The organism is Sphingomonas kyeonggiensis, assembly GCF_014196745.1.
Classification (GTDB): domain Bacteria; phylum Pseudomonadota; class Alphaproteobacteria; order Sphingomonadales; family Sphingomonadaceae; genus Sphingomonas; species Sphingomonas kyeonggiensis.
This window is the reverse complement of record NZ_JACIEH010000001.1, coordinates 1,673,951-1,685,697: the sequence shown is the minus strand read 5'-3', so window position 1 is coordinate 1,685,697 and position 11,747 is coordinate 1,673,951. Positions and strand designations below refer to the sequence as shown.

Here is an 11,747-nt window from a genome sequence, read left to right as displayed (position 1 = left end):
GGGTCTTTCCCGTTCCGGGGCCGGTTCGCGCGCGTGGAGATCGTGAACTTTGTGAACTTCCGCGTCCGGGCAACGTGTCCGTGCGCAACGTTGGCAACTTTTCAGCGCCGCCGGGCGCGCTAAGGTAGCGCGATGAAGGCAGTCCTCGATCCCGATTGCGCGCTTGCCGGCGGCCTCGCCGCCATCCGCGACCAGTTCCATGTGCCCGAGGGCTTCCCGCCCGAAGTCACGGCTGCGGCGGAAGCTGCCGCCCGGCGCGCGCCGACCGCGCATGTCGATCGCACCGCGCTCCCCATGGTCACGCTCGATCCGGCCAGCGCCACCGACCTCGACCAGGCCTTCGCGATCGAGACCAGCGGCAGCGACCTGCTGCTCCACTATGCGATTGCCGATGTCGCCTGGTTCGTCGAGGATGGTGATCCCGTCGATTCCGAAGCCTGGAAGCGAGGAGCTACGCTCTACCTGCCCGACGGCAAGGCAAGCCTCTATCCCAAGGTGATCAGCGAAGGCGCTGCGAGCCTGCTGCCCGATGGCCCGCGTCCCGCGGTGCTGTTCACCGTGCGGGTAGCGCCCGATGGCGAGGTGAAGCTCGAATCCGCCGAGCGTGCGCTGGTCGCCAGCCGCGCCAAGCTTGCCTATGAAACTGCAACCGAGGCTGATCTGTCGCCCCAGTTCACCGATCTCGCCCGGCGTATCGCCGAAGCCGAGGCACGGCGCGGTGCCGCTCGTGTCGATCCGCCCGAGCAGGAAGTCGTCCGGCGTCCCGATGGCGGCTATGCGCTGGCCTTCCGCGCTCGCCACGCGTCGGAGGACCGGAATGCGGCCCTGTCGCTCGCCGCGAACCTCGCCATCGCCGATGTCCTGCAGGCGCATCATACCGGTCTGTTCCGGGTGATGGCCGAGCCTGACGCGGCAGCGGTCCAGCGGCTGCGCAACACCGCCCGTGCCCTCGGGATCGCCTGGCCCGAGAGCCAGTCGCTCGTGGCCTTCCGCACAGGTCTCGATCCTGCCGACCCGCGTCAGGCGGCACTGATGCTGGCGATCCGCCGTGCGGGGCAGGGGGCGAGTTATGCGCCGTGGCACGCCGGCACGCTGCCCTGGCACGCCGCCGTCGCCGCGCCCTATGCCCATGCCACCGCGCCGCTCCGCCGCCTGGCCGACCGCTATGTCATCCGGGCGACCCTGGCGATCATGGCGGGCCAGCCCGTGCCCGATGTGGTCGAACAGGCCTTTCAGCGCCTGCCCAAGGTGATGGGCCACGCGGATGCGCTGGGCGGGCAGATCGATCGTGCCGTGATCGATCTGGCCGAGGCGGTGATGCTCTCCGGCCGCGAGGGCGAGACCTTCGCGGCGGTGGTCACCGATGTCGACATGCGCGGCGCCCGGATGCAGCTCGCCGATCTGCCGGTCGTCACCCGGATCGATGCGCCTGGTGCGGTGCCCGGGACGGAGTTGCGCGTCCGCCTGGTTGGTGTCGACCTGGCCAACCGCGCGATCCGGTTCGAAGCCGTGGCAGATGCGGGATGACGACGTCCGCTGATATCGCGGCGCAGGTCGAGGTCTTCATCGCGCGCTTCACGCCCGAGATCGCCGAGCGGGTCCGTGCCGCCCGCGCGGTGCTGCGCGAGCGGCTGCCCGGCGCGACAGAGCTGGTCTATGACAATTACAACGGTCTCGCGATCGGCTACGGCCCGGGTGACAAGACGTCCGAGGCGGTGTTCAGCCTGGCCATCTACCCGCGCAACGTGCTGCTCTATTTCCTCCCCGGCGTCGGCCTGCCCGATCCGGAAGGGCTGCTCCAGGGGGAGGGCAAGGTGGGGCGCTATGTTTGCCTCAAGCATGCGGCGCTGCTCGACGACCCCGCGGTGATCGCGCTGATCCACGCCGCGCTCGACCGGGCGAAACGCCCCTTGCCGCCCGAGGGCGGACGCACCATCGTCAAGTCGATCTCGGCCCGGCAACGCCCGCGCCGCCCAGGGGAGGCAGCATGACCGTCATCGTCCATCATCTCGAGAATTCCCGTTCGCAGCGCGTGCTCTGGCTGCTCGAGGAGCTGGGCCTGCCCTATGAGGTCCGGCGCTACGAGCGGAACAAGGCGACGATGCTCGCGCCGCCCGAGCTGCGCCGCATCCATCCGCTCGGCAAGTCGCCGGTGATCGAGCATGCCGGCAATGTCGTCGCCGAGACCGGGGCGATCGTCGAATATCTGGTCGAGCTGGGCGACGGCAAGCTCGGCAAGCCTGGGCACCGCGAGGATGCGCTGCGCTGGCGGCATTTCCTCCATTATGCCGAGGGTTCGCTGATGCCGCCGCTGTTCACCAAGCTGGTGCTCAGCCGGGTGCCGCTGTTCGGCAAGATGGCACAGAAGAAGTTCCAGCCGATGATCGACGTCCATCTCGACTATGTGGAGGCTGAGCTGGCCGGGCGGCCGTGGTTCGCCGGCGCGGAATTCACTGCCGCGGACGTGATGATGAGCTTCCCGCTCGAAGCAGCGGTGACCCGGGCCAATGCGACCGAGGGGCGACCACATATTGCCGCGTGGATCGCTGGGATCCATGCCCGGCCGGCCTATCAGGCGGCGCTCGCCGCCGGCGGACCCTATGCCTATGCCTGACCGGCCCTAGACCAGTACGAAGCCGGTCGCGGTGTTGATGAAGTCCTTCACCGCGTCGAGGATGGCGTTGACGGCGTTCTGCACCATCACCAGCGTCATGCTGGTCATCGCGACGATCACCGAGACCGCGGCGCGGATCTGCATGTCGAACAGGATCTCGGCGCCCTGCAGCGTGTACTGGGCATGGTTCTCGGCGATCGCCTCGACCTGGATGGCAATCTTCTTGAGCTCGGGGATCGCATAGCTCTGCATCTGCGCCCATACCCCGCCCGCCAGCCCGCGTCCGGCGGTGACCATCTGGTCGACGAGCCCGTTCACATCCACGCTCATCCGGCTTCTCCTAGCGGCCCAGTTGCTTGGCGCGCTGCACGGCCATCGCCGCGCGCAGGGTGGCGCCAAGGCCGCCGTCGAGCAGCGGGCCGGTGGCGACGGCGGGGATGCCCAGTGCGCCCTGGGCCTGGTGGAAGGCGCGCAGGTCGTGGAATTGCTGCTGGAGCAATTGCATCAGAACCACGTCGCAGTCGCCCTGGGGCGGCGTGCCGATCTTCTGGCTGAGCGCAGGCGGCAGGTCGACCAGCGAGAGTACCCTGGCCATCGCCTGGGTGGACGGGCAGTTGTTCAGCACCCGGTTCGCCTGTGCCCGGGCGACGAGCAGCGCGACCCGGCCCTCCATATTGTCGTAGAAGTCGGTATTCTGGGCATAGGCGCCCGCGGGCTGGCCTGCATTGGTGACCATCTTCGCGACGAAGCTGGTCGTGTCCTGCAGCATCGAGCCCAGTTCGGTATCGGTCTGCGCATCATAGGGTGCGGCGAGCTGGACGTGCGTACAACCGGCCAGCGCTGCCGCGAACACCAGCATCGCGGCAAGCTGCCAAGCGCGCTGCGTCAACCGGACCAGGCCCTGCATCCCGTCTCTCCCCCTTCTCGACGGAAGCTTCCACCTCCGCAGTCAAAAGTCCAACCTCGTTTTGGCCGTCATGGCCGAATGCCTAGTCCCGGAAGCCGAGATGATCGCAGGCCGGGCAGGGGGCGTCCTCGCTGGCGATGAGACCCTGGCAGCGCTTGCACAGGGCCCGGTTCCGGGGCTGGAGCGCATGATCGACGGTAACACGCTGGTCGAACACGAAGCACTCGCCCTGCCAGCGGCTCTGCTCCGCGGGCACTTGTTCGAGATAGGCGAGGATGCCGCCCTTGAGGTGATAGACCTCGTCGATTCCCTCGGACTTGAGGAAGGCGGTCGACTTCTCGCAGCGTATGCCGCCGGTGCAGAACATCGCGACGCGCGGCATCGGCCCCTCCGCCTCGCGCTCGGCCCGGAACTTGCGGAACCATTCGGGGAACTCGCGGAAGCTGCGGGTCTCCGGATCGATCGCGCCGTTGAAGGTGCCGAGCGCGACTTCATAGGCGTTGCGCGTGTCGATCACGATCGTATCGGGCGCGTCGATCAGCGCGTTCCAGTCCTCCGGCGCGACATAGTGGCCGACACCTTCGAGCGGATCGATATCCGGCTCGCCCATCGTCACGATTTCGCGCTTCAGCCGGACCTTCATCCGGTCGAACGGCATCGCCGCGGCGCCCGAATATTTGACGTCCACCCCGGCGCAACCGGGCAGGGCGCGGACATGGTCGAGCAGTTGCGCGATCGCATCGGCACTGCCGGCGACGGTGCCGTTCAGCCCTTCCTTCGCGAGCAGCAGCGTGCCCTTGATGCCCAGCGCCTCGCACAGGGCGAGGAGCGGCGCCTTCAGGCTCTCGACATCGGGAAAGCGGGTGAACTGGTAGAGCGCGGCGACGCGGACGGGCAGGTCCGCGTCGGGCGCCGCTGCGGGATCAGGACTGGCCATAATCCTCGAAGCTGTCGGTCTTGGTGGTGGCGCCGCTCACCGGCAGGACTGCCGGTTCGGGATCGCCCGGCGTGTCGAGCTTGCCTTCCCAGCGGGCGACGACGACGCTGGCGACGGCATTGCCGATCACGTTGGTCGCGGTGCGGCCCATGTCGAGGAAATGATCGACCGCAAGGATCAGCAGCACGCCCGCCTCGGGGATGTTGAAGTGGCTGAGCGTGCCGGTGATCACGACCAGGCTGGCGCGCGGCACGCCGGCGATGCCCTTGCTGGTGACCATCAGGATCAGCAGCATCTGGATCATCGTCATCCAGTCGAGATGGATGCCGTACGCCTGGGCGATGAAGATCGACGCGAACGTCATGTACATCATCGAGCCGTCGAGATTGAACGAATAGCCGAGCGGCAGCACGAAGCTGGCGATGCGCGGCGGCACGCCGAACCGGTCGAGCGCGTCGAGCGTGCGCGGATAGGCGGCTTCGGACGAGGCGGTCGAGAAGCCGAGCAGGATCGGATCGCGCAGATAGCGCAGCAGCGTGCCGGTGCGCGGGCCGACGAGCAGGAAGCAGGCGCCGAGCAGCACCGCCCAGAGCGCGAAGAGGCCGAGATAGAAGCTGCCCATGAAGAAGGCGAGGTCGCCGACCACGCCGATGCCCTTGGTCGCGAGTGCCTTGGCCACCGCGCAGAACACCGCGACGGGGGCGAACAGCATCACATAGCCGGTGACGGTGAGCATCACCTGGACCAGTGCCTCGAGCCCCTTGACCAGCGGCTCGCCCTTTTCGCCGATCGCGGCGAGGCCGACGCCGAAGAACAGCGAGAAGATCACGAGCTGGAGGATGTCGTTGCTCGCCATCGCATCGATGCCGCTGGTCGGCACGATATGGATGAAGAACTTGGCGAGATCGAAGCTGGAGCGGTCGACGCCGCTCGATGCCGTTGCCGCCGGAACGGTGAGGTTCAGTCCGACGCCGGGCTGGAGCAGGTTGACGAAGATCAGGCCGAGCGTGAGCGAGACGAGGCTGGCGCAGACGAACCAGAAGAACGCCTTCAGGCCGACGCGGCCGATCGCGCCGCCGCCGCCCATGTGCGCGATGCCCACCACGAGCGTGGAGACCACCAGCGGGGCGATGATCATCTTGATCAAATGGAGGAACATCTGAGTGGGGATGTCGAGGCCATATGCCCAGCTCTCGATCGCCTTCGCCCCTTCCGGCGTGCCGGACAGCGAAACGTTGAGCACATAGCCCAATATGCCGCCGAGCAGCAGTGCTGCCAGAATGAACCAGGTAAGTCGCTTGCCCAAAATGGGTCCCCCTAAAATTCCGTGGCGCAGGCAAAGGGGATTGCGCCGCCCGGGTCAAGTCCCGCGCGCCCAGTCGATGCGCGCTGCCCTATGCACAGTGGGTATTGCCGCGGTGCGTGAACCGGCCTTATCGCATGCATCATCCTGTCCGGAGAATGACGATGCGCCTCGACCGCCGAACCCTTGTCCGCGCTGCTGCCGCGGCCCCGCTGCTGGCCCTGCCGGGCGTGCTGCGCGCCGCCGAGCCGGACCTTTCGGCGCTGGAGGACATCACCAAAGGCGCGGTGCCCATCGGCAATGAGGAGCGCGCGGCGCGGCTTGCCCGGGCACAGAAATTGATGCGGGCCGACGGCATCGGCGCGGTTTTGATCGAGGGCGGATCGTCGCTGATCTATTTCACCGGCCTGCGCTGGGGGCGCAGCGAGCGGCTGACCGCCGTGGTGCTGCCGGCCGAGGGCGAGCCGTGCATCGTCACGCCGTTCTTCGAGGAAGCGCGCACCCGCGAGGGACTGGCGATCCCGGCCGAGGTGCGGGTGTGGAACGAGGACGAGGACCCGCTCAAGACCGTCGCCGGTTTCCTCAAGGACCGCAAGCTCGCCCATCTGCCCGTCGGCATCGAGGAGACGGTGCGCTACTTCGCCGTCGACGGGCTGCAGAAGGTCGGGCTGAAGGTGGTGTCGGCGAACCCCGTCGTGCGCGGCTGCAGGATGATCAAGACCGCGCCCGAGATCGCGCTGATGCAGTTGGCCACCGATGTGACCATCGCCGCCTATCGCTGGGTCTATCCCCGCGTCGAGAAGGGGATGAGCCAGCGCGACGTCTCCGCGCTGATGGACGCCGCGACCAAGAAGCTGGGCGGCAGTCCGGAGTTCAGCATGGTGCTGGTCGGCGAGGGCGCGGCCTATCCGCACGGGACCAAGGTGCCGTCGCCGGTGGAGGACGGGCGGATCGTGCTGATGGACTGCGGCTGCACCGTGCAGGGCTATCAGTCCGACGTATCGCGTACCTGGGTGCACGGCACCGCGACGGCCGAGCAGCGGAAGGTGTGGGACCAGGTCGCGCAGGGCCAGCAGACTGCCTTCGCCGCGGCGAAGCTCGGCGCGACCGCGGGCAGCGTCGACGATGCGGTGCGTCGCTATTATGCCTCGATCGGCTGGGGTCCGGACTACAAGCTGCCCGGACTGTCGCACCGCACGGGGCACGGCATCGGGCTGGACGGGCACGAGCCGGTCAACCTGGTGCGCGGCGAGGCGACCAAGCTGGCGCCGGGCATGTGCTTCTCCAACGAACCGGGCATCTATATCCCCGGCAGCTTCGGCGTGCGGCTGGAGGACTGCTTCTACATGACCGAGAGCGGGCCGAAATGGTTCAGCCAGCCGCCAAGGTCGATCGACGCGCCGATGGGGTGAGGCGCGGGGCATACCGGGGCTTCGGAAGTTTACGAAGCATACGGCACGCCGCCCCGGTTTCCCGCACCCCGAAATTCGAACCCGGCCCATGAAAGCGGGCACTGACGGGTGGAAGAGGGCGCGCTGCGGCTGCATCCATCAGCGTAGATCAGACGAAATCCTACATTGCAACCAGCCGGCGCCGGGCGGGCTCAGGTACCGTCGGCGCGCAGGGTGAGCACCTCGACGCCGGTGGCGGTGACCGCGACGGTGTGCTCGAACTGGGCGGAGAGCTTGCCGTCGCGGGTGACGACGGTCCAGCCATCGTCCTCGGTCTCGACCATGCGGCTGCCCTGGTTGACCATCGGCTCGATCGTGAAGGTCATGCCCTCGCGCAGCCTCACGCCCGTGCCCGGCCTGCCGAAATTGAGCACCGAGGGTTCCTCGTGCATCTCGCGACCGATGCCGTGGCCGCAATATTCGCGGACTACGGTGTAGCCGTGCTTCTTGGCGTGGCGTTCGATCGCGAAGCCGATATCGCCGAGATGGGCGCCGGGGCGGACCTGGCGGATGCCCTGCCACATCGCCTCCTGCGCGACCTTCGCCAGCCGGCGCGCCGCCGGGGGAACGTTGCCGACCAGATAGGTCTTGCTCGAATCGGCGATGAAGCCGTTCTTCTCCAGCGTGATGTCGAGATTGATGATGTCGCCGTCGCGGATGATGACGTCGGGATCGGGCACGCCGTGGCACACGACCTGGTTGATCGAGCAGTTCAGGACATATTTGAACCCATACTGCCCCTTGCTCGCCGGGCGGGCGGCGAGGTCCACGGTAATGAACCGCTCGACCAGATCGTTGACCTGCATGGTCGACATGCCGGCCAGGTCCTGGCCGTCCAGCATCTCGAAGACCGATGCCAGCAGCTTGCCGGAAATCCGCATCAGCTCGAGTTCGTCGGGCGTCTTGACCATGTCAGGCGGCCGCAGCTTCCGGCATCGGGGCCTGCGCCAGTTCCAGCTGCATCCGGACGATATCGGTGAAGGAGAGGGCCGGATTCGCCTCGGCGAGCATGCCGATCTTCATCCAGAACTCGGCCTGGGCGTTGATCGAGCGGCACATCACCGTGCTGGCGCGGCGAATCGCCTCGTGCAGTTCATCGTCTATCTTAACAATGCCCATGGGTTCCTCGGGTAATATACGAATCGTATATGCTTCGTATATCGCCTTCGTCTGGAATCGCAAATAGGCTGTCGTCGGGTTTGCCGGAAATTGGGGGAGTTATGCGGGTTCTGGCGATGGCGATCTTCTTCCTGACCGCCTTTGGCGTGATGGGGGTGCTGAGCGAGCATTTCCGGGGCGATGCCGGGCTGGTGCTGCGGCTCATGATGGATGCGATGCTCTGCTTCGTCGCGGTGCTGGTGCACGAGCTGGGTCATGCCGCCGTCGCGCGCCAGCTGGGCGCGGACATTCGTGCGATCGTGGTGCTGCCCTTCGCGTTCAATACCAAGCGGCGCGAGCTGCGGCTGAAATGGCGGGCGGGGATGGGCGATCTGGGCGGCTATGTCTCCTACACGCTCGACAGGATCGATGCGCGCCGCAAGCACATGATGATCGCCGCTGCCGGCCCGATCGCGAATCTCCTGCTCGCGTTGGTTGCAGGTACGGGTGCCGCGCTGGTCGGCACCGACACGCTGGGCGGAGCCTTGCTCGGCGCGCTTGCCTTGCTTTCTGCGGGCATGGGAATCGCCAATCTCGTGCCGTTCACGGGCAGCGACGGGCACCACATCCTCGAAGGTTTCCGCGCAGGCGCCCGCAATAAACCGGTGAGATAGGCGGGCTTTCACGCTGATCGAAGTGTTTCGCTTGAGCGAAAGCCTGTCCGCAACTAAGTCGGCGGCTTATGACTTCGACCAACGATATCCGCCGTTCGTTCCTCGACTATTTCGAGGGCCAGGGCCATGCCCGCGTTCCCAGCGCTCCGTTGGTGCCGCACAACGACCCGACCCTGATGTTCGTGAACGCCGGCATGGTGCCGTTCAAGAACGTGTTCACGGGTCTGGAGAGCCGGCCCTATTCGACGGCGACCAGCTCGCAGAAGTGCGTACGCGCCGGCGGCAAGCACAATGACCTGGACAATGTCGGCTATACCGCGCGCCACCACACCTTCTTCGAGATGCTCGGCAACTTCTCGTTCGGCGACTATTTCAAGGAACAGGCGATCACGCATGCCTGGACCCTGCTCACCAAGGTGTGGGGCATCCCGGCGAACAAGCTGACCGCCACCGTCTATCATACCGACGACCAGGCATTCGAGCTGTGGAAGAAGATCGCCGGCCTGCCCGAGGAGCGGATCATCCGCATCCCGACCAAGGACAATTTCTGGGCGATGGGCTCGGACGGTCCGTGCGGGCCCTGTTCTGAGATCTTCTACGACCATGGCGACCATATCTGGGGCGGCCCGCCGGGATCGCCCGAGGAGGATGGCGACCGCTTCGTCGAGATCTGGAACCTCGTCTTCATGCAGTTCCTGCAGGAGAATGACGAGATCATCGGCGACCTGCCGCGCCCCTCGATCGACACGGGCATGGGCCTGGAGCGCGTCGCCGCAGTCCTCCAGGGCGTCCACGACAATTACGATACCGACACGTTCAAGGCGCTGATCGCCGAATCGGGCGCGCTGACCGGAGCCTCGACCACCGGCGAGAACCAGGCCAGCCACCGCGTGATCGCCGATCACCTGCGCTCGGCCGGCTTCCTCATCGCGGATGGCGTGCTGCCCGCCGCCGAGGGCCGTGGCTATGTGCTTCGCCGCATCATGCGCCGCGCGATGCGCCATGCGCACCTTCTGGGCGCCAAGGATCCGCTGATGCACCGCATGGTGCCGTCGCTGGTCGCCGAGATGGGCGCTGCCTTCCCCGAGCTGGTCCGCGCACAGCCGCTGATCGAGGCGACCCTGCTGCAGGAGGAGACCCGTTTCCGCCGGACGCTGGCGAACGGCCTGCGCCTGCTCGACGAGGCGACTGGCGGCATCGGCGAAGGCGGCACGCTGCCCGGTGAGACCGCGTTCAAGCTCTACGACACGTTCGGCTTCCCCTATGACCTGACCGAGGATGCGCTCCGCGGCCAGGGCATGACCGTGGACCGTGCCGGCTTCGACGAGGCGATGAAGCGCCAGAAGGATGCCGCGCGCGCAGCCTGGAAGGGCTCGGGCGAAAAGGCTTCGGAAGAGCTGTGGTACGATTTGGCCGACGAGCTGGGCGGCACCGAGTTCACCGGCTATGCCGGCACCCAGGGTGAAGGCCAGGTGCTGGCGATCGTCAAGGACGGGGCGAAGGTCGACAAGGCAGCGGCCGGCGACAGCGTGACGATCCTCACCAACCAGACCCCCTTCTACGCCGAGAGCGGCGGCCAGATGGGCGATGTCGGCGTGATCTCTAACGACAAGATGAGTGCGGCGGTGGCGGACACCTCCAAGCCGCTCGGGCGCCTGCATGCACATCATGCCAAGATCGAGACGGGCGAGGTCGCCGTGGGCGATGCGGTGCAGCTCACCGTCGACGTCAACCACCGCGACCGCGTGCGCGCCAACCACTCGGCGACGCACCTGCTGCACGCGGCGCTGCGCAAGCGGCTGGGCGGGCATGTCACGCAGAAGGGCAGCCTGGTGGCGCCCGATCGCCTGCGCTTCGACTTCTCGCATCCCTCGGCGCTGTCCGCCGAGGACATCGCGGACATCGAGGCCGATGTGAACGCCCAGATCCGCCATAACGGCGCGGTCGAGACGCGGCTGATGACCCCGGACGACGCGATCGCCGCGGGCGCCATGGCGCTGTTCGGCGAGAAATATGGCGACGAGGTTCGCGTGCTCTCGATGGGGCTGGGCGAGGATGCGTCCTACTCGGTCGAGCTGTGCGGCGGGACCCACGTCAATGCGACGGGCGACATCGCGATCTTCAAGATCGTCTCGGAGAGTGCGGTCTCGAGCGGCGTGCGTCGTATCGAGGCGCTGACCGGCGAAGGCGCGCGGCTGTGGCTCAACGGCCGCGACGCGCAGCTGCGCGAGGCGGCTGCGGCGCTCAAGACCTCGCCCGACGACGTCGTGGCGCGTGTCGGCGCACTGGTCGAGGAGCGGCGCAAGCTCGAGCGCGAGCTGGCCGAGGCGAAGAAGGCGCTGGCGCTGGGCGGCGGCGGTGCCGCCCAGGCCGCGGGTCCGGAGCAGGTCGCCGGCATCAACTTCATCGGCCAGGTGATCGACGGGCTCGAACCCAAGGAACTGCGCGGCGCGGTCGACGAGGCCAAGCAGCGCGTCGGCGCGGGCGTGGTCGCGCTGGTCGCGGTCAATGACGGCAGGGCTTCGGTCGCGGTCGGCGTGACCGACGGGATCGGCGCGAGCGCGGTGGACCTGGTCAAGGTCGCGGTGGCAGTGCTGGGCGGGCAGGGCGGCGGTGGCCGTCCCGACATGGCCCAGGGCGGCGGCCCGGACGGCGACAAGGGCGCGGACGCGCTCGAGGCGGTCAAGGCCGCGCTGGCGGAAGCGCTCGCGACGGCCTGATTTTCAGTTCCTCCCCGGGGCGCGCTCGGGGAGGAACTTCACA

12 protein-coding genes are annotated in these 11,747 nt (G+C 67.3%); 6 read left to right on the top strand and 6 right to left on the bottom strand.

Annotated features, from left to right (window positions below):
• Positions 1-132: 132 nt before the first annotated feature.
• The 3 genes from GGR46_RS08045 to GGR46_RS08035 are packed head-to-tail and all read left to right on the top strand — an operon-like array spanning position 133 to position 2,614.
• Positions 133-1,527: an RNB domain-containing ribonuclease gene (locus GGR46_RS08045; protein WP_183996217.1), complete on the top strand. Its 1,395-nt coding sequence runs from the start codon at positions 133-135 to the stop codon at positions 1,525-1,527.
• Positions 1,524-1,991, top strand: a complete 468-nt coding sequence (locus GGR46_RS08040) for a DUF1801 domain-containing protein (RefSeq protein WP_183996215.1) — start codon at positions 1,524-1,526, stop codon at positions 1,989-1,991. Before GGR46_RS08045 ends, GGR46_RS08040 begins: the two co-directional genes overlap by 4 nt.
• Positions 1,988-2,614 carry a glutathione S-transferase family protein gene (locus GGR46_RS08035; protein WP_183996213.1) on the top strand — a complete coding sequence of 209 codons (627 nt, stop codon included), beginning with the start codon at positions 1,988-1,990 and terminating at the stop codon, positions 2,612-2,614. Before GGR46_RS08040 ends, GGR46_RS08035 begins: the two co-directional genes overlap by 4 nt.
• 6 nt (positions 2,615-2,620) lie before the next feature.
• On the opposite strand, the gene GGR46_RS08030 is transcribed toward GGR46_RS08035, so the two are convergent.
• The 4 genes from GGR46_RS08030 to GGR46_RS08015 all read right to left on the bottom strand — a co-directional run bounded on the left by GGR46_RS08030 (position 2,621) and on the right by GGR46_RS08015 (position 5,764).
• Positions 2,621-2,944, bottom strand: a complete 324-nt coding sequence (locus GGR46_RS08030) for a hypothetical protein (protein ID WP_183996211.1) — start codon at positions 2,942-2,944, stop codon at positions 2,621-2,623.
• 10 nt (positions 2,945-2,954) lie between these two features.
• Positions 2,955-3,521 (bottom strand): hypothetical protein, encoded by a 567-nt coding sequence (locus GGR46_RS08025; RefSeq protein WP_183996209.1) that lies wholly within the window; start codon positions 3,519-3,521, stop codon positions 2,955-2,957.
• Between the two features lie 82 nt (positions 3,522-3,603).
• On the bottom strand, positions 3,604-4,458 hold the full coding sequence (gene trhO, locus GGR46_RS08020) for an oxygen-dependent tRNA uridine(34) hydroxylase TrhO (protein WP_183996207.1): 855 nt from the start codon (positions 4,456-4,458) through the stop codon (positions 3,604-3,606).
• Positions 4,445-5,764, bottom strand: a complete 1,320-nt coding sequence (locus GGR46_RS08015) for a dicarboxylate/amino acid:cation symporter (RefSeq protein WP_183996205.1) — start codon at positions 5,762-5,764, stop codon at positions 4,445-4,447. The genes trhO and GGR46_RS08015 overlap by 14 nt, the downstream gene beginning before the upstream one ends.
• Before the next feature lie 155 nt (positions 5,765-5,919).
• On the opposite strand from GGR46_RS08015, the gene GGR46_RS08010 reads away from it, so the two are divergent.
• A complete protein-coding gene (locus tag GGR46_RS08010; protein ID WP_425506534.1) occupies positions 5,920-7,173 on the top strand; it encodes a M24 family metallopeptidase in 1,254 nt (417 codons plus the stop codon).
• A 191-nt stretch (positions 7,174-7,364) separates the two neighbouring features.
• Here GGR46_RS08010 and map read toward each other — a convergent pair whose 3' ends face one another.
• A complete protein-coding gene (map, locus tag GGR46_RS08005; protein ID WP_183996201.1) occupies positions 7,365-8,123 on the bottom strand; it encodes a type I methionyl aminopeptidase in 759 nt (252 codons plus the stop codon).
• Between the two features lies 1 nt (position 8,124).
• On the bottom strand, positions 8,125-8,331 hold the full coding sequence (locus tag GGR46_RS08000; protein ID WP_183996199.1) for a ParD-like family protein: 207 nt from the start codon (positions 8,329-8,331) through the stop codon (positions 8,125-8,127).
• A gap of 101 nt (positions 8,332-8,432) precedes the next feature.
• Between GGR46_RS08000 and GGR46_RS07995 the strand changes: the two genes are divergently transcribed.
• Together GGR46_RS07995 and alaS are read left to right on the top strand one after the other, a co-directional pair.
• The gene (locus tag GGR46_RS07995; RefSeq protein WP_221262585.1) at positions 8,433-8,984 is read left to right on the top strand and encodes a site-2 protease family protein; all 552 of its coding nucleotides are present in this window, start codon (positions 8,433-8,435) and stop codon (positions 8,982-8,984) included.
• Positions 8,985-9,052: 68 nt separating this feature from the next.
• Positions 9,053-11,704 (top strand): alanine--tRNA ligase, encoded by a 2,652-nt coding sequence (gene alaS / locus GGR46_RS07990; RefSeq protein WP_183996195.1) that lies wholly within the window; start codon positions 9,053-9,055, stop codon positions 11,702-11,704.
• Positions 11,705-11,747: the final 43 nt, after the last annotated feature.

Bases quoted from the DNA above. Each gene is read 5' to 3' on its own strand.
- GGR46_RS08045 (WP_183996217.1), top strand. From the start codon at position 133: ATGAAGGCAGTCCTCGATCCCGATTGCGCGCTTGCCGGCGGCCTCGCC.
- GGR46_RS08040 (WP_183996215.1), top strand. From the start codon at position 1,524: ATGACGACGTCCGCTGATATCGCGGCGCAGGTCGAGGTCTTCATCGCG.
- GGR46_RS08035 (WP_183996213.1), top strand. From the start codon at position 1,988: ATGACCGTCATCGTCCATCATCTCGAGAATTCCCGTTCGCAGCGCGTG.
- GGR46_RS08030 (WP_183996211.1), bottom strand. From the start codon at position 2,944: ATGAGCGTGGATGTGAACGGGCTCGTCGACCAGATGGTCACCGCCGGA.
- GGR46_RS08025 (WP_183996209.1), bottom strand. From the start codon at position 3,521: ATGCAGGGCCTGGTCCGGTTGACGCAGCGCGCTTGGCAGCTTGCCGCG.
- trhO (WP_183996207.1), bottom strand. From the start codon at position 4,458: ATGGCCAGTCCTGATCCCGCAGCGGCGCCCGACGCGGACCTGCCCGTC.
- GGR46_RS08010 (WP_425506534.1), top strand. From the start codon at position 5,920: ATGACGATGCGCCTCGACCGCCGAACCCTTGTCCGCGCTGCTGCCGCG.
- map (WP_183996201.1), bottom strand. From the start codon at position 8,123: ATGGTCAAGACGCCCGACGAACTCGAGCTGATGCGGATTTCCGGCAAG.
- GGR46_RS08000 (WP_183996199.1), bottom strand. From the start codon at position 8,331: ATGGGCATTGTTAAGATAGACGATGAACTGCACGAGGCGATTCGCCGC.
- GGR46_RS07995 (WP_221262585.1), top strand. From the start codon at position 8,433: ATGCGGGTTCTGGCGATGGCGATCTTCTTCCTGACCGCCTTTGGCGTG.
- alaS (WP_183996195.1), top strand. From the start codon at position 9,053: ATGACTTCGACCAACGATATCCGCCGTTCGTTCCTCGACTATTTCGAG.